The organism is Arthrobacter globiformis (assembly GCF_003261175.1).
GTDB classification, from domain to species: domain Bacteria; phylum Actinomycetota; class Actinomycetes; order Actinomycetales; family Micrococcaceae; genus Arthrobacter; species Arthrobacter globiformis_A.
Map to the genome: position 1 here is coordinate 70,324 of NZ_QLNP01000104.1, position 16,490 is coordinate 86,813.

General features: G+C 62.9%; 15 protein-coding genes. 8 read left to right on the top strand and 7 right to left on the bottom strand.

The features are described from left to right. Nucleotides 1-2 precede the first annotated feature (2 nt). The gene (locus DBZ45_RS20665) at nucleotides 3-1,343 is read left to right on the top strand and encodes a right-handed parallel beta-helix repeat-containing protein (protein ID WP_111905695.1); all 1,341 of its coding nucleotides are present in this window, start codon (nucleotides 3-5) and stop codon (nucleotides 1,341-1,343) included. A 91-nt stretch (nucleotides 1,344-1,434) separates the two neighbouring features. Further along, nucleotides 1,435-2,862, top strand: a complete 1,428-nt coding sequence (locus DBZ45_RS20670) for an MFS transporter (RefSeq protein ID WP_190243213.1) — start codon at nucleotides 1,435-1,437, stop codon at nucleotides 2,860-2,862. A 13-nt stretch (nucleotides 2,863-2,875) separates the two neighbouring features. On the opposite strand, the gene DBZ45_RS20675 is transcribed toward DBZ45_RS20670, so the two are convergent. Together DBZ45_RS20675 and DBZ45_RS20680 are read right to left on the bottom strand one after the other, a co-directional pair. Continuing rightward, a complete protein-coding gene (locus DBZ45_RS20675) occupies nucleotides 2,876-3,241 on the bottom strand; it encodes a hypothetical protein (RefSeq protein WP_111905696.1) in 366 nt (121 codons plus the stop codon). An 88-nt stretch (nucleotides 3,242-3,329) separates the two neighbouring features. Further along, on the bottom strand, nucleotides 3,330-3,671 hold the full coding sequence (locus DBZ45_RS20680; RefSeq protein ID WP_111905697.1) for a CBU_0592 family membrane protein: 342 nt from the start codon (nucleotides 3,669-3,671) through the stop codon (nucleotides 3,330-3,332). A 260-nt stretch (nucleotides 3,672-3,931) separates the two neighbouring features. On the opposite strand from DBZ45_RS20680, the gene DBZ45_RS20685 reads away from it, so the two are divergent. Both DBZ45_RS20685 and DBZ45_RS20690 read left to right on the top strand, forming a co-directional pair. Continuing rightward, entirely contained in the window at nucleotides 3,932-4,858 is a 927-nt protein-coding gene (locus tag DBZ45_RS20685) for a LysR family transcriptional regulator (protein ID WP_111905698.1), read from the top strand. 153 nt (nucleotides 4,859-5,011) lie between these two features. Continuing rightward, nucleotides 5,012-5,161, top strand: coding sequence for a lmo0937 family membrane protein (locus DBZ45_RS20690; RefSeq protein ID WP_104137503.1), 150 nt, complete (start codon nucleotides 5,012-5,014; stop codon nucleotides 5,159-5,161). A gap of 106 nt (nucleotides 5,162-5,267) precedes the next feature. Here DBZ45_RS20690 and DBZ45_RS20695 read toward each other — a convergent pair whose 3' ends face one another. Beyond that, the gene (locus DBZ45_RS20695; protein ID WP_111905699.1) at nucleotides 5,268-6,851 is read right to left on the bottom strand and encodes an amino acid permease; all 1,584 of its coding nucleotides are present in this window, start codon (nucleotides 6,849-6,851) and stop codon (nucleotides 5,268-5,270) included. A 256-nt stretch (nucleotides 6,852-7,107) separates the two neighbouring features. Here DBZ45_RS20695 and DBZ45_RS20700 point away from each other — a divergent pair, with 256 nt between their 5' ends. Both DBZ45_RS20700 and DBZ45_RS20705 read left to right on the top strand, forming a co-directional pair. Next, nucleotides 7,108-8,511 (top strand): DUF6421 family protein, encoded by a 1,404-nt coding sequence (locus DBZ45_RS20700; RefSeq protein ID WP_111905700.1) that lies wholly within the window; start codon nucleotides 7,108-7,110, stop codon nucleotides 8,509-8,511. Next, complete coding sequence (locus tag DBZ45_RS20705) at nucleotides 8,508-9,266, top strand: SDR family NAD(P)-dependent oxidoreductase (protein ID WP_111905701.1); 759 nt, start codon at nucleotides 8,508-8,510, stop codon at nucleotides 9,264-9,266. The genes DBZ45_RS20700 and DBZ45_RS20705 overlap by 4 nt, the downstream gene beginning before the upstream one ends. A 134-nt stretch (nucleotides 9,267-9,400) precedes the next feature. Here DBZ45_RS20705 and DBZ45_RS20710 read toward each other — a convergent pair whose 3' ends face one another. Continuing rightward, nucleotides 9,401-10,333: a LysR family transcriptional regulator gene (locus DBZ45_RS20710; RefSeq protein WP_111905702.1), complete on the bottom strand. Its 933-nt coding sequence runs from the start codon at nucleotides 10,331-10,333 to the stop codon at nucleotides 9,401-9,403. A 157-nt stretch (nucleotides 10,334-10,490) separates the two neighbouring features. Between DBZ45_RS20710 and DBZ45_RS20715 the strand changes: the two genes are divergently transcribed. Continuing rightward, nucleotides 10,491-11,795 carry an aromatic ring-hydroxylating oxygenase subunit alpha gene (locus tag DBZ45_RS20715; RefSeq protein WP_111905703.1) on the top strand — a complete coding sequence of 435 codons (1,305 nt, stop codon included), beginning with the start codon at nucleotides 10,491-10,493 and terminating at the stop codon, nucleotides 11,793-11,795. Further along, a complete protein-coding gene (locus tag DBZ45_RS20720) occupies nucleotides 11,792-13,201 on the top strand; it encodes a ferredoxin reductase (protein WP_111905704.1) in 1,410 nt (469 codons plus the stop codon). The genes DBZ45_RS20715 and DBZ45_RS20720 overlap by 4 nt, the downstream gene beginning before the upstream one ends. A 93-nt stretch (nucleotides 13,202-13,294) precedes the next feature. On the opposite strand, the gene DBZ45_RS20725 is transcribed toward DBZ45_RS20720, so the two are convergent. From DBZ45_RS20725 to DBZ45_RS20735, 3 genes are all read right to left on the bottom strand, one after another. Continuing rightward, a complete protein-coding gene (locus DBZ45_RS20725; protein WP_111905705.1) occupies nucleotides 13,295-13,870 on the bottom strand; it encodes a DUF3090 domain-containing protein in 576 nt (191 codons plus the stop codon). A gap of 472 nt (nucleotides 13,871-14,342) precedes the next feature. Next, nucleotides 14,343-15,191: a hypothetical protein gene (locus DBZ45_RS20730; protein ID WP_223257198.1), complete on the bottom strand. Its 849-nt coding sequence runs from the start codon at nucleotides 15,189-15,191 to the stop codon at nucleotides 14,343-14,345. Between the two features lie 550 nt (nucleotides 15,192-15,741). Next, nucleotides 15,742-16,434 (bottom strand): GntR family transcriptional regulator, encoded by a 693-nt coding sequence (locus tag DBZ45_RS20735; protein ID WP_111905707.1) that lies wholly within the window; start codon nucleotides 16,432-16,434, stop codon nucleotides 15,742-15,744. Between the last annotated feature and the right edge of the window lie 56 nt (nucleotides 16,435-16,490).

Sequence of the window (16,490 nt, forward strand, 5' to 3'; positions counted from 1 at the left end):
ATATGCCAAGCAACAACTGCTACGACGTGACGACGTGGCCCGTCGGCGATCCGTCCGAGGACGTCGGCGAAGTAATCAACAGCATCATCGCTGACATCAAGGACCGGCAAACCGTCACCGATGCGAACAACGGCGGAAAGCCAGGCGCGGTGATCTACATTCCGCCCGGAGACTACCACCTCCGTACGCAGGTGGTGATCGACATCAGCTTCCTCCGAATCGAGGGCTCGGGACACGGCTTTACGTCGTCGAGCATCCGGTTCAACGTTCCCGAAGACGAATGGCCCGACTTGCATGAATTGTGGCCCGGGGGGAGCCGCATCCTCGTCGACCTTCCCCCCGGCGGAGACGGGGAGGAATCCAGGGGAGCCGCCTTCTACGTTGAGCGAAGCGGGAGCCCGCGGATCAGCTCCGTCGAGTTCTCCAACTTCTGCATCGACGGGTTGCACTTCACCGCGGATGGCTCGGACAAGCATCCGGAGAACACCTACGTCAACGGCAAGACCGGGATCTATGTCGCGAGCGCCAACGACTCATTCCGCGTAAACGGAATGGGCTTCGTCTACCTCGAAAACGCTCTCACCATCTACAACGCAGACGCGCTTTCCGTTCACGACAACTTCATCGCCGAATGCGGAAGCTGCATTGAGCTGCGCGGGTGGGGGCAGGCATCAAAGATCACCGACAACCTGGTCGGGGCAGGCTTCAAGGGTCATTCGATCTACGCCGAGAACCACGGCGGGCTCCTGATCACCGCGAACAATGTCTTCCCCCGTGGTGCAAGCAGCGTCCACCTCAACGGCGTCACGCGTTCAAGCATTACCAACAACCGCTTGCATTCGTTCTATCCCGGGATGGTGATGCTCGCAGCGAACAGCTCGGAAAACCTCGTGGCCACGAACCACTTCCTGCGTGACCATGAGCCTTGGACGCCGTTCCTGGGAGTCGACAACGGACTGGACGACCTCAACGGACTTCTCTGTGTCAGCGGCAACAACAACTCTGTCATCGGCAATCACTTCTCCCAGATCATCGACTCACAGAGCATCCGGCCAACAGGTGCGACGCCCGTCGTCATCCGGCTGACGGCGGGGGCTGGCAATTTCGTCTCCAACAACCACGTGGTGGCGATGGACGTCCGCGCCACGTCTAGCGGCTCCGCCTTCGAAGCTCAGGTGGACGCTTTGTTGACGACCGAGGCTTCAGAAGGCCTCGCTGTTACGGCCGTCATGGTCGATTCCGAATCAGCCCGGAATACGATCCTTGATTCCGGAAGTGACGCCCAAGTTATCGCAGACAGGGCTGCTAACGCCTTTCGGGCCACACCCGCAATCGGTTCCTAGGCGGGACAGATTGCGGACGACGGCGGGAGGTCCCGCCGTCGTCCGCAACCGGCCGTATCCGTGCCCCTCAGCTGTCAGTACACTGGGACGCATGACCGAGCAGGAACCTGCCCAGGTCGAAGACGCCGACGCTCCGCTTCTGGCCGATCCCGACGCCGTCGACACCTCCCTACGCAGTCCGCAACAGCGGTCCCGGACCTTCGCCGGGATCCTGGTAAACACGGCCCTTGCCAACCTCACCACCAGCTACCTCTGGTTCGCGCTGACGTTCTGGGTGTATCTGGAGACCCGCAACGTGATCGCCACCGGGGTGGTCGGCGGCGTGTACATGCTGTTGATCGCCCTCTCCAGCATCAGCTTCGGCACCTTCGTGGACCGCTACCGCAAGCTGGCCGTGATGCGCTTCGCTGCCGGATTCACCCTGGTGATGTTCGTGCTGGCCGGGGTCATGTTCCTACTGGCACCCACCGCCCTGATCCTGGACCTGACGCAGCCCTGGTTCTGGATCTTCACGCTGATCATCCTGGTGGGTGCGGTGGTGGAAAACATGCGGAACATTGCCCTGTCCACCACGGTCACCATCCTCATCGAGCCGGACCGGAGGGCCAACGCCAACGGGCTGGTGGGCATGGTGCAGGGACTGATGTTCATCGTCACCTCACTGCTCTCCGGGCTGTCCGTCGGGTTGCTGGGCATGGGGTGGACGATCGCTGTCGCCTTGGTGCTCACGGCCCTGGCGTTCGCGCACCTGCTCACCCTGCGCATGCCCGAGGAACTGCGCGCGGCCGCCACCGATGCGCAAGGCGGATTCGATCTGCGCGGTTCACTCGCTGCCGTGCTTGCCATCGCCGGACTGTTCGCGCTCATCCTGTTTTCCACGTTCAACAACTTCATCGGCGGCGTCTACATGGCGCTGATGGATCCGTACGGACTGGAGATGTTCTCCGTGGAGATGTGGGGGGCCGTCTTCGCTCTCGGGTCCACCGGGTTCATTGTGGGCGGCGCACTGATCGGCAAATTCGGGCTTGGTGCCAATCCGCTGCGCACCCTGCTCATCGCAGTGGCCGTAATGGGGCTCCTCGGCGCCGTGTTCACACTGCGGGAGTGGGCCTGGCTGTACGTCGCGGGCATCTGGCTGTACCTGGTCCTCATACCGTTCGTGGAGGCCGCCGAGCAGACCGTCATCCAGCAGGTGGTGCCCCTGCCCCGCCAGGGCCGGGTGTTCGGCTTTGCCATGGCCTTCGAGGCCGCTGCGGCGCCGGTCACCGCATTCCTGATTGCCCCGATCGCCCAGTTCTGGATCATCCCGTGGGCGCGGTCCCCCGAGGGCGCAGCCCGGCTGGCCCCGCTCCTGGGCGAGGGCACCTCCCGCGGGATCGCGCTGGTGTTCCTGGTGGCTGGAATCATCCTGATCGTGGCCGCATTGGCGGCCTTTCTGACGCCGGTCTACCGCCAGGTTTCGGCATCGTATGCGCGGGCGGCCTCGGACGCCCCGGAGACTGCGGCACCCTCCGCATGAGTAAACGGCGCTTTCACGGCGTGCTGCCGTGACCGGTCCCGCCTGCTTTTTGAATCGAGGCCGCGGTCCGGCTGATGACGACGATCCGCACGGCCACGCCCGCCAGGACCAGGACTACGCCCAGCGCGATCAGGATCCAGGTAGGAACCGCGGCGGCCTCGATCCTGCGGTAGCAGTCCGCCGCTGCTTTGGCGCCACGGTGGAGCGCGTCGAATGCCTCCGCGGCACGGCTGTCTGGTAACAGCGGGCTGCCACAAAGCGGGCCGGTCTGCTGCAGTCCGAGGACGATCCCGGCAAGGAGCACAGCGAATCCGGCTCCGATCAGCCAGAGCCAGACCTGCCATACGGCGGAATTCCGCCGGACCGATGAACCTCGCACGTCACTCCCTAGATAGCGGCAGTACCGAAATCATAAGGGAATTGTCCTGAAGCGGATGAGGGCGGGACGTCCCGCCGTCGTACTTCGCTCAGGCGCAGCGCGCCTGGGTCGTGTCAATGATGGCCATCTGGCCGGTTTCGGGGACACCGGGAAATTGCACGTGCTGGGGCTCAGCAGCGGCAACCGGCGTCTCCTGCTGGGAGCGCATGCGAACCAGCGCCACCGCGGAAATGAGGAACCAGGCGACGTTCGTGACCACGGACGGCCACGCTTCGTGAAATGCACCATTGACAATGAAGGCGCACGAACCGAGGAGATTCGCGGTCTGGAAGCCCTTGCCGGCCTTCAGCCAACCCATGGACACAGCCAGGTACGCACTCAGAATCGCAACAGCGCCTGCCCAACCGGAGATTTCCCACAGCAGTTCCATGATGTCCTTTCAGGATTGATGCCCGCTGCCATCCGCCGGGCGGAGTGGAGATGACGGGCCATATGTTGTTGTTGGTAAGGGGCGCCATTGCCGACGGGATCAGGCATCGCTGAACTGTGTGTGCTCAGCCGTCCGGGCGGGACGTCATTCGCTGGACCGCCCGGCCTGTCTCTTACCCCTACTTTTAACAGCAATTATGAGTAAGAAGGGTCTTTAGATCAATTGCATTCCGCTGAAGACATGGTTTAGAACTACTTAACATGGATATTGATCCGCGCCGGCTGCGAGTTCTTCTTGCGGTTGCCCGCACAGGCGGGGTGCTCGCCGCTGCTGACGAACTGGGAATTTCGCCCTCCGCTGTGTCCCAGCAACTCACTAAGTTGGAGGACGAGACGGGGCACGCCCTGGTGGTGCGCACGCCCAAGGGCTCGGTTTTGACACCCGCCGGCCTGGCCGTAGCCGAAGCCGGCGAGGAGATCGAACGCGCACTCAGCGTCGCCCGCGCGCGGATGGAAGGCGGGGCCAAGATCGCGGGGGTTGTGAGAGTGGGCGGCTTCACCAGCTTTGTCCGCACGGTGGTGATCCCGCGCCTGCCCGAGTGGCGCGTCCAGTACCCGCAATTACAGATCCGGATGATTGAGGACGACTTTCCAGCCTTGATGCGGCTGCTCCGGCAGCGCGCTCTCGACGCCGTCGTGATCGAGCTCGATTCGACGACGACGGCCGGGCAGCGTTCGCTGGGCGCCGGAATGATCGAGGAACCCCTCCTCGACGAGCCCTGGAAACTCGTGGTTCCCGCGGGTGCGCTCCTTACCACCGAGAACATCGACCTTGGCCGCCTGCCACTGCCGTGGCTCGGCGTCGAGTCCTCAGCAGCCAACGCTTCGGTCCTCGGCCGGCTCCGTGAGTCAACGGGCGCCCAGTTGGAGACCGTCCATCAGTACCAGGACACGCTGACCGCTCTCGCACTCGTCGCGGCGGGTGAGGGGGTCGCCATCGTGCCCACCCTGGCGTTGACCGGCCTCGTCCAGGACGGGGTGGATGTCCTGGACGTCCCCGGGCTGGGTACGCGGCGCATCGTTCTCCGACGGTTCGACCGGCGACGGTCAGCCAGCCTGCCTGTGGACACCGTGGCCCGCCTTCTGCGCGAATCGGCTGCGGCCTTCGACACGCGGTCGACGTCGTGAGCTTTTCCCTATTTGTCCGGAGTTATCTGGACAAATAGGCGGGGTGTGGCTATTTCCGGCCGCCTGATCCAGGCATAGTGTGGAAGCACCACCGATGGAGCGGCTGGGACGCGGAATCAGCGTTTCCATCCTCGACAAACAAAGGAGACTGTCATGTTGCTTTGGATAGCCATCATTATCGCGGTTCTCTGGCTGCTCGGCCTGCTCGGCAACATCGGCGGCGGGTTAATTCACCTGCTTTTGGTTATAGCCGTGGTGGTCCTGATCTTCCACTTCGTCCGCGGCAGGTCCTCGCGGGTGTAGCTTGCCGCTGCGATTGACCTCTACGGAAACAGGGAAGCCGGGCGCAGGTCGCACCCGGCTTCCCTGTTTCCCGATCAATGTGTGGGGCAGCCCAGCGGCAGCATGGTCACCGGGCGCCGGCGCTAGCTTCGTCCTCCACGTCCTTGGGTGCCGCGAGATCCATCTCGAGCAGCGGCACCACTTTGGACTTGGTGATGAATCGGTGAGACAGCCATAGGACAATGAAGACCGGCAACCCGATGTAGGACGAAAGCACCTCCATCACCCTCCCGGCAAGCACAGCCTCGTAGTTCTGTCCCGCGATCACAAGGACCAGCAGGGCGAAGGCCAGCAGTGGGCCAATGGGGAAAAGGGACGCTTTGTACGGCAGGTCGCTGAGCTTGTTCCCCTGGGCGAGAAAGCCCCGCCTGAAACGGTAGTGGGAGACCGCGATCCCCGCCCAGACGATGAACCCGCACAGGCCTGACATGTTCAGCAGCCAGGAGTAGGCCGCGCCCTGACCGACGATCGCGGAGACGAACCCGAAGAGTCCCACGGCCGCCGTCGCCAGCAGCGCCGGGATCGGCACGCCACGTGTATTGGTTCGGCCGAAGATCTTCGGCGCCATCCCGTCATGTGCCATGGCGTAAAGCATCCGGGTGGAGGCATAGAGTCCGGAGTTGCCCGCGGACAGGATGGCGGTCAGGATCACCGCGTTCATGAGGGCCGCCGCGAAGGCGATGCCGGCGCGCGAGAAGACCAGGGTAAAGGGCGAGGCTGCAACATCGGCCTCGCCGGAGGCCAGCAGGCTCGGATCCGAGAAAGGGATCAGGCAGCCGATGATAAAGATGGCACCAATGTAGAAAAGCATGATTCGCCAGAAGACAGTGCGGATAGCTTTCGGCACTTCCCGACGCGGGTTTTTGGCTTCGCCTGCGGCCACGCCCACCAGCTCGGTGCCCTGGAAGGAGAACCCGGCAATCATGAAGACCGAGATGATCGAGACCCATCCCCCATGGAACACATCATCGCGGTTTTCCCAGTTACTCAGTCCCGGGGAGTTGCCCCCAAGGATGCCGGAGATCATCAGCACTCCGGCGATCAGGAAGAGCACCACTGCGGTGACCTTGATGAGGGAGAGCCAGAACTCAGATTCACCAAAGGACTTCGCCGAGAGGGCGTTGAGGCCCGCCAACACCAGCAGAAAAATTCCGGCCCAGACCCAGCCGGGGACCCCCGGGAACCAGAAGTCCATGATGATTCCGGCCGCGACCAGCTCGGCAGCCACTGTGATGGCCCAGTTGAACCAATAGTTCCAGCCGATCGCGAACCCAAAGGACGGGGAGACAAATCGGGTGGCAAAGGACTGGAAGGAGCCGGCGACAGGAATTTTGGCCGACATTTCGCCCAGTGACTGCATCAACAGGAATACCATCAGTCCGACCAGCGCGTAGGCGGCCAACGCACCGCCGGGGCCCGCCTGGGAAATGGTGCCGCCCGAGGCCACGAAGAGCCCGGTACCGATCGCACCGCCTATGGCGATCATCTGCAGGTGGCGGCTGCTTAGCCCGCGCTTGAGTTCGTTGGCGGTTTCCTTGGGGGCGTGACCTGCCCCTGTGCCTGTGCCTGTGCCTGGGGCGTATCCGGGTCGTGCCACTGCATCGTCATTGATTGCAGTGGAAGTTGTTTGCGTGAGGGAGTTGAGTCCCATGGTGCCTCCGGGAAGGTAGCTGCAGTGGATTGAACTTTCCGGCGGGCCCGGCCGGGAAGGACGGTGATCAAGCTAACACATGGAAAGAATGAGCCCTCTGACGAAGCGAATGTTGCCCGGCGAATGCCTGAAGTCTTACGAATAGGCCCGGAAAGCGACGGCCCGAGCATAAGAGTTTCTTATGTATGGAGAAAAAACTCATCATGCATGCTTACCCATTGCTACGTTCTTCGGGACCCCTCAACGGAAGGAAGACATGTCTGTCACCGCAAGCCCCGAAGTGACGACCACCCGGGCAGAAGACCTCAAGGCGCTCCCGGCATGGCAGGCTCTCAAGGCAGCCGTCATAGGACTGCAGCAGGTTCAAGCGCAGGACGGTTCCGTTCCGGAACCCGCTGACCACGACCAGGCCCGCCGGAATGTCAGCATCATTACCGGCTCGATCAACGACCTGCGTCCGCACCTTCCCCACGACACGGAATACCTCGAACTGCTCGTGCAGGACTTCCAGCGGTGGGAGTCCGGGGGCTTCGTCGTACCTGATTTCCTCAACTCATTGGTGGCCTTCCACCCCGAGCAGTGGCGCATCGACGGGCTGCCGCACTTGGTTGTGTTCCCCATGTACACGCAGAACGGCAGCACCAACCGCTATTTCGAGGCCGTCCTCATCGAGGTTATTTGGCCTTCCTTCGTCGCTGAACTGGAGGCAGGAAACTACTCCAACAAGCTGTTCGTCCCCATCAGCTTCGCCGATTTCACGCCTGGCTATGACACGAACTCCGCAGTGCTCTTCCCGGAGAGCGTAGCCGTCCGCAGCACCCCCTCGTTCACCTGGGGAGGCATCTTCGCGGACCGCGAAGCTGCCCGTTTCCGCCGTGTCCTGAAAGCTGCTGCCGACATCACTTCGCTGGACCTGCCGCATGACGCCGCCGAATTGCTCGAGGACCAACACCTCTCGGAGAAGACCTTCGTGATGTGGGATCTGATCCATGACCGGACCCACATGCGCGGTGACCTGCCCTTTGACCCGTTCATGATCAAGCAGCGGATGCCATACTTCCTGTACTCCCTCGAGGAGCTTCGCTGTGACCTGACTGCCTTCCGCGAATCAGTACTCATCGAGCGGGACGAAACGGCTTCCGAGGACGCCCGCAAGCACGCCAAGCTGGTCCAGTACGCCGTGATCTTCGATCGCATTTTCCGCTTCGCGATCACCGGGAATCGGGTCCGCAACTATGACGCCGTGGGCGGCCAGTTGCTGTTCGCCTGGATGCACCAGCACCGGGTCCTGCACTGGACCGACGGAAAGTTGAGCATCGACTGGAAGGACGCCGCCGGCGTCGTCGTCGAACTGGGCGTACGCATCGAGGAACTCTACTGGCGTTCGATTGACCGGCCGAAGACCGCACACTGGCTGGCTGCCTATGGGCTCGTCTCGGAAACCCTCTCCCCCAACCCGTCCTCCGTCTGGGCCAAGGGACCGGACGCCCTTCCGCTCGACGGCCCTCCCCGGGGACTGACGGACCAGGTCCTCGATGACGAGTTTCCCCTGTCAATGTTCTACGAGGCACTGGAGAAGAAGATGCGCCCAATCATTGAATCAACTGCCGGGATCACCGGTAAGAGCACTGTGAAGACTGAGGGCGAGGCAGGCGCATGAGCGAGGATCTGTCGGGACTTACCGTCGTCGTCGCCGGTTCCACAAGCGCTGCCGGCGTCACGGTGGTCCGCACCCTCTCGCAGGCAGGGGCACGCGTAGCCGTCGTGGACATTCTTGAGGACCGGGTGCAGGAGCTCTCCGGCGCCTACGAGAACGTCACAGGCTACGTCTGCAACCTCGCGGATCTGCAAGCCGTCCAAGACTTGGCGCAGTCCGTCCGAAACAATCTGGGTCCCGTGGATGGCCTCATCCATCTTGTAGGAGGGTGGCGCGGCGGTGCAGGCATTAAGGGCCAGACGGACGAAGACTGGGACTTCCTGCACACCAGCGTCCTCACCACCCTGCGGAACACCAGCCGCGCGTTTTACGATGATTTGGCTACCTCCCCTGTGGGCCGCCTGGCTATCGTTTCCGCGCAGTCGGCTTCCTCACCGACGGCGGAGGGTGCCTCCTATGCTGCCGTCAAGTCCGCCGCCGAGGCATGGACCCTGGCCATTGCCGACGGATTCCGGCAACTGCAGGGAGAAAAAGACAGCCCCATCTCCGCTCAGCACTCAGCCGCCCTGGTCTTCGTGGTCAAGGCTTTGGTCGATGACCGCATGCGCGCAGCCCAGCCGGAACGGAAATTCCCGGGGTTCACGGATGTCAGGGTCCTTGCCGATGCTGTAGAGCAGATCTTCCACCTGGAGGCAGAACAGATCAACGGGCAGCGCTTGCCCCTCACCACCGGCCACCTTGCGGGCGCACTGTCCTGAGCGCCCGCGTCGATTCCAAAGCAGGCGCCCCGTGGGTACTGGCGGGGCGCCTGCACGACGCGAACTGCCGGGCTTCGCCTCGGACGACTTTCTGGACCTGCTTGCCCGTCGGCCGGGATCGCGGCCATGCGATTTCAGAGGTCGTCTTCGGGTCGGGCGGTGAGGATCCGATTAGCCCTGACCTGAAGGATGCCGAGCGACTCTTGGATCAGGGGCGATGCGATGCTGCCGCTGCGCACCGCAGCGACAATGCGGCGTGCGGGTTTCCCCTTGCCGGTAATGCGCAGTCGAACAACGTTTTCGGCACTTCCCAGGGGCGCCAGCCGTGGCAGCAGGCCCACGCCCAGCCCTGCACCAACGAAGGCGATCTGGGTTTCCCATTCAATCGCCTCATGGGCAATCCGCGGCGTCACCCCGACTGCGGTGAACGCCGCGGTAAATAGGGAATGGTAGGTGGAACCGGCGGCCTCGGTGATCCAGGGTTCCGACGCCAGCTCTTCGAGCGTCACCGTTTCCCGCGATGCCAACGGATGGTCGGAGGGGATGATCACGTCCAGGGGATCGTCGAGCAGGACGGTCTGCTCGAAGCGCGTATCGTCCTCAACATAGGTGTCGGATTGCATGGCGACGATGACCGCCAGGTCGATTCGTTCGGCAACCAACAAGTCGAAGCAGCGTGCCGGGTTGGCCTCGATTACCTGCACCTGCAGCAGGGGGCGTGTTGAGCGCAGGGTGGCGGCCAGCGGCGCGAGCAACTGGGCGGCCGCCGTGGAGAAGCCGCCGAGGCCGAAACGGGACGGCACCTGGTCGCCGGCCTCCAGGGCCGCGGCGCGCAAGCTCTCCCATTCAGCAATAAGGGCGTCCGAGCCCGCCACGAGAAAGCGCCCCGTGGCTGTCAGCCGCACGCCCCGGCCGTCCTTCGTCAGCAGCTGCATTCCCAGCACGCGCTGGAGCTCCCTTAGTTGGGCGGAGACGGCGGAGGGTGAATAACCCGTGAGCTCCGCGGTTGCGCCAACGGTGCCGCACCTTGCGAACACCCGAAGTGTTAGGAGCCGAGGATCGATCATGCAATCATTATGCACAATAATCTGCTAGATGTTGCGCTTTTGTTGCATCTCCGCTGTCCGTAATCTTGCCTATAACCTTTCCAGCAACGCCGGTTGCGCCCACAGAGCCGTGGTCTCCACGAATGGCGCCCTACTCAGCCCCTCCCGGAGGAAATACATGTCTGCTCCAGTGAACGTGCCCCTCAGTGCACGCGGAAAACTCGCTTCATCATTGCCTGCCGAGCAGCTGGCGGAAATCGCCACGTTGTTCGAGTTCCGGCGCACGGGATATTCCCTGGATGCGCCCTTCTACACCGATCCGACGATCTTCAAGATCGACATGGAGGCCATCTTCGGCCAGCACTGGATCTTTGCCGGCAGCGTTGCCGAGCTGCCCGAGCCAGGCGACTACATTACGGTCGACTACGGCCCCTACTCCCTGATCGTGCTGCGCAACGACGACGGCGGCGTCAACGTCCTACACAACGTCTGCCGCCACCGCGGTGCCCGCGTCCTGACCGAAAGTGCCGGTTCCACCGGAAACCTCGTTTGCGGCTACCACTCCTGGACCTATTCCCCCGAGGGCAACCTGATCCACGCCTCCGCACCCGGCGAAGCCAAGTTCGACAAGAACTGCTTCGCCCTCAAGCGGGCCCACAGCCGTGAGGTTGCCGGACTCATCTTCGTCTGCATCGCTGACGAACCGCCCACCGACTTCGACGAGACCTCGAAGATCTTCGAGCCCTACCTCGCACCGCACGACCTGTCCAAGACGAAGATTGCCTACCAGCAGAACATCATCGAAGAGGGCAACTGGAAGCTCGTCATGGAGAACAACCGTGAGTGCTACCACTGCGACGGGCACCCGGAACTCGCCTGCTCCCTCTTCCCCACTTGGGGCCTGACGGAAGGCCTGATCCCCACCCACCTCGAGGAGGTGTGGGACCGCAACAAGGAAGCGCAGTCCTCGCTCGAGGAGCGGTGCCGCCGCTACGGCCTCCCCTACGAGGTTGTCGAGGAGCTGGACACGCGCATCGCGGGTATCCGCATCTCCCGGGAATCCCTGGACGGAGAAGGCGAATCCTTCTCCGCCGACGGGCGCCGGCTGTCCAAGAAGCTGCTCGGGGACCTGCGCGACTTCCGCCTGGGCCGCTGCTCAATGCACCTGCAGCCCAACAGCTGGTTCCACTTCCTTGGCGACCACGTCATCACATTCGGAGTCTTCCCCATCAACGAACACCAGTCCCTGGTCCGCACCACGTGGCTAGTGGCCGACGACGCCGAGGAAGGCGTCGACTACGACCTCGAGAAGCTCACCTACACTTGGAAGCAGACCAACCTGCAGGACAAGGCGTTCGTGGAACTCTGCCAGAAGGGCGCCGCCAGCCCCGCCTACGAGCCCGGCCCCTACATGAAGAGCGAATACCAGGTGGAGGCCTTCATCAACTGGTACGTGCAGCGGGTGCAGGAGCACTTGGCATGATTGAGCTCCTCACTGAAACGGCGGCAGTCCAGGAGCCGCAGCGCATCCGCGGCCTGGAGATGCCGTGGAACAGGGTGATGGGCAGCACGGAGGGACCCGCCGGCGCCGCACGCGCCCTGGGGCCCTGGCATCCACAGGAGTTCATGGCTGAATGCGTCGAGACCGTTCCCGAAGCGGGGGGCATGATGACGTTCGTGTTCCGTCGCTGCGACGGGGCTCCCCTGGCGTTCCGTGCGGGCCAGTACGTGAACATTGCCTTCCCGGTGAACGGCGAAGACCAGGATCCGGTGGACCGCAGCTACTCGCTGTCCAGCTCGCCCACGGAACCCTGGACCTTCAGCGTCACGGTCAAACGCGACTCCGGCGGACTGGTTTCACCGTGGGTGCACGAGAACGTCAGGCCCGGAACGGTCCTGGACATGCTGGGCCCCGTGGGGGCATTCCACCTTCCTGATGCAGACCGGCGTGCGCGGTACCTTTTCCTCGCCGCCGGTGCGGGCATCACCCCCGTCATGTCGATGCTGCGGACCATCCATTGCCTGCCCGGAACCGCCGACGTGGTCGTCCTCTACCATGGTGCGGAAGCCGGAGGTTTTGCTTTCCACCGGGAGCTGGCGTACATCGCTTCCGTGGACTCGCGCGTCAAGGTCTTCTACGCCCTGGGCGACCGCGGCAGGCCGGAGGATTGGGAGGGCTTCAGTGGACGGCTGTCCTCGGCGATGATCGAGGAGGTGGCCCCCGACGCCAACGGCCGGCAGGTGTACGCCTGTGGCCCAGAAGGGTACCTGAACACCGCTACCGAGCTGCTGAAGAAGGTGGGCGTCGACGATACCTCCATCTACATGGAGTTCTTCTCGGGTGACCGGCAGACGCTCCTTGAATACCAGGCGGAGCTCGCGCTTGCAGCGGACATTGCCGAAGAAATCGCTGAGGAAATCGCCGATTCCGCCGAGGACTACTACGAAAGCCAACCCGCCGCGTTCGGTATGTACGAACCCGGCTACGACGAGGATGGAACCCTGGAGGCTTCCGGGCTGCCGCTGGAAGCGGTCAACCCCGACGCTGCTGCCTCCACGGAAGCTGCTGGCGCCGCACCGGAAACCAGCGCCCCCGATGCCGCCAGCTTCGAGACCGTGGGAACGGGGAGCCTCACCCTGTCCTTCATGCGCACCGGCATTAATGTGCGGATCGATCCCGACGAACACATCCTGGGCCCGGCGCAGCGTGCCGGTGTCCGGATCGGCGCGAACTGCAAGGAGGGCATGTGCGGCTCCTGCAAGGTTGTCAAGCTGTCAGGGGAGGTCGACATGAACCACCAGGGCGGGATCCGGGCACGGGAAATCGATGCAGGCAAGTTCCTGCCCTGCTGCTCCACCGCGCAGACCGATTTGGTGATCGACGCCTAGCCGCTTCCGGTTGCCATTCGACGATCATCACTTCGCCGATGGTGCCCGGAAACGTAGCGTATGACGCGGCCGTGGTGAGCGTCAGCTCGGCGGTCACAAGGTCCGGGGCTGGCCTCCGGCCCCGGGCACGGTGCAGATGTGCCCGTCGGCGTCTATGGGGTAGCCGCAGAGCGAGCAGATCGGACGCCCGGCGCCCACGACCTCACGGGTGCGCTTGGCGAATGCGCGGGCAGTGCCAACCGGCAACCGCACCAGCAGCATCTCGGTCTCGTTAGGGCCATTCTCATCAAGGGATTCGTCGTTGTCATCAGCATCGACATCTGTGATGGGGTAGGCCTCTATAACGACCTGCGCCGTCGTTGGGTCCCAACCTAAGCTCATGGCACCGGCCCGAAACTGCTCCTGAACGGCCTCGAGCTGGTCATTGTCGACAAGCTCAATGGGAGTGCTCGTGGGAACGCTGAAGGGATTGTTCTCGATAGTGAGGAGCTGGTCGAGAATTTCGTCGATCTTCTCGGCCAGCAGGGCCGACTGCTGCTTCTCCAGGGCAATGCTCACGATCTGCGTCCCTGCGCGCACCTGCAGGTAGAACGTGCGCCCCCCCGGAAGGCCGATGGTGCCGACGACGACCCGATCGGGCCAGGCAAACTCGTGAACACGTGTAGGCATGTCAGTATTTTAGGCACGTGAGGTTCATGATGCCTTTTGCCTGCACCGCCTCCCACGGTGCATCGCCAGGGTGGACGCCGTTCGACAGCCACAACAGGTCGCCCGTTTCGGGGTTAGTCGCCTAGAGGCTCGCCGACTTACGCTGCAAGCACCGTCGATCCGGAGCAGGGGCCCAGGGTTAACGCGCTGGAACAGGCCAAGGTACATGCAGAACAAGTCGGCGAGGACTGACTTGAAGCTGTCACCGTGACTCACCGCCGTAAAGGTGGCGGCGCACAGGTCCCGGACCGGCTCGGGCAGACGGATCGAATCCTGGTCTGCCTTCACCCCCGGGTCTCCTGCAACTGCTGTCATGCTTCCACGGTCGCGCTGAAAGCATGCCGTATTTAACGCCCAGATCCCAGGCCGAAACGCCGATAATGGAGATTCCGTTAAATAATGCTCTCTGCATACCTCAGTGGCTTGGTGGCTTCTATTTCGGTGCTGCACGCGTACCTGCGTCCGTGCCCGACCCTGTCGTAGGAACGAACTTCCAGGTGAAAGACCCGTCGTCCCGGAGTGTCATCCGAAGGAACCCGTGGGTGTTGCTGAACCGCTTCACGATGTACGGCGGACTGCTGGTGAAGGGGCGGAGACCAATTCCTCCCGTGGATACCTGGAACGCTGTCATCCCGTCGCTGACGCATTGGTCCCTGTTGTTCACCGGACAGGAGCGTTCGTAGTTGTGCTGTGACCCTGACAGGGTCAGCCGAACCCGGTGCTTGTACATCACGTCGATCCACGGCTTGTGGTCGGCGGCCCGCTTATGTTCCTTCGTGTTCGACGTGAAGTACGGTTCATGGTGCACGACCGCCAGGTGTTTACCCGCCGCCTGAGCAGCAGCGAGGTCCTTGTCCAGCCACGCCGTCAACGCCCGAGCCCGCGTGGGGTTGTACCGCCAGTGCGCGGAGGACAGGAACGCGAAGTGCCAGTTCCCGAAGTCCTTCGAGTAGGGCTTCCCGTTCTCGATGAATCCACGCTGCTGGTTGATCGCAGCCTTCGCCTTAGACCCCGGGCATTGGCCGTTCATGAAGTTGTCGAGGTCTTCGTTCCGTCCGGGCTTCCAGTCATGGTTGGGTGCGGACACCCAGTACAACTTGGGTTTCGTGCCACCCCACAGCCGCGTCCAGTACTTCACGTAGTCAGCGCAGTACGCGGTGTCGTACTGGAAGTCCCCGAGCCCCAGGAACGCTTCAATCTCGTTCTTCTGCACAAGCCTGGTGATCGCCGCCCCGTTCCGCCCGGACCGGCTATTCGGTGCGTACGTCCGCAGGCCGTTCATGTCGCCGACAGCAGCGATCCTGACCCCACGCCCCGGCGAAGCGGCCTTGGGTGACGGTGGGGGTGGTGCAGCGAAAGCCCTAGTTGGTTGGGGCACTCCATTGGAGGTGTTCCCACCACCAATACTGAGGGCCAAAAGCCCAGGGACGGCTAAGAGGAAAGCGGTCGTTCCAGCGATAACACGATTGCGGCGCATAGGGCCGCGCCTCCCTTCGTGGGGGCGGTGCTACTTCGGGCAAGATGGGGGTTCGCCCGGTATGTTGATTGTAGAACAACCGGAACGATCAGAGCATCACAGTTCTCCCCCGCCGGACGTCTCGAGGGGAGGCAGGGCCGCATGTTCAGTCGCCCCGCCTCTGTCGCGTGCGCCCTGTCCTGCGCCCGTCTTTCGGGTTGCCTGTTGCGATGGAATGCAGGCCAGGGCCCACGCATGCCGGAACTTGATCCGGCGGTCGGTGGGGCTCCTTGTGCTGATGTCGTCGATTCTGCGTTCTCCGTCGACGAGACGCACTGACGGGAGTGGTGTCCTCGGAGTTGGTAGGTGAGGTCTTTTAGCCGCCGGAACGGTAGGTTGTCAGTGGATGTTGCAGGGCGGTTTCTCGAAGTAGCTGCAGTCGGAGGGCGCGTGCTGTTTCCATGTGTTGACGTGCGATTTTTCCGGCTGTGTCGCTGTCTTGTTGTTCGATGGCGTGTATCAGGGCTTCGTGCTCGTCCAGGGATTCTGCCCAGCGGTTTCCTGTTGAGAGGGTGGAGCGGGGTGCGTGGATGAGGTGCGTCGACAGCCGGTCCAGCAGGTCACGGAGGACGGCGTTGTGGGCACAGTTCCAGACTGCGGCGTGGAATTCCAAGTTGGTGGTGATTCTGGTGTGGTCGTCGGGGTCCTGAAGTTGCCTGTCGCGCTGCAGTAATGCTTCAAGGCGCATAAGGTCGGGGAATTGGCGGGATTTGGCGGCTTGGCGGGCGGCTTCTTCCTCAAGGAGGATCCGCATGTCATAGATTTGAATGACTTGTTGGGGGTCTACCTGGGGGACCTGCAACCCTCTGGCGGCTTTTTCAAGGAGGCGCTCGTGCTGGAGGCGGGACAGCGCCTCCCGGACTGGGGTCCGGGAGACGCCAAAGCGTTCAGCCAATGAAGTTTCACGTATTGCTGTGCCGGGCTGATGGACTCCGGACAGGATTTCGCCCCGCAGTGTCAGGAAGATGCTTTCGCCATCCGCTCGTTGGGTTGATGCTCTATCCGTCACTTGGTTGTCCTTGTAATGATGGGCTGGGTTTGTTTCGTGCCGCCGGGGCGGTCGAA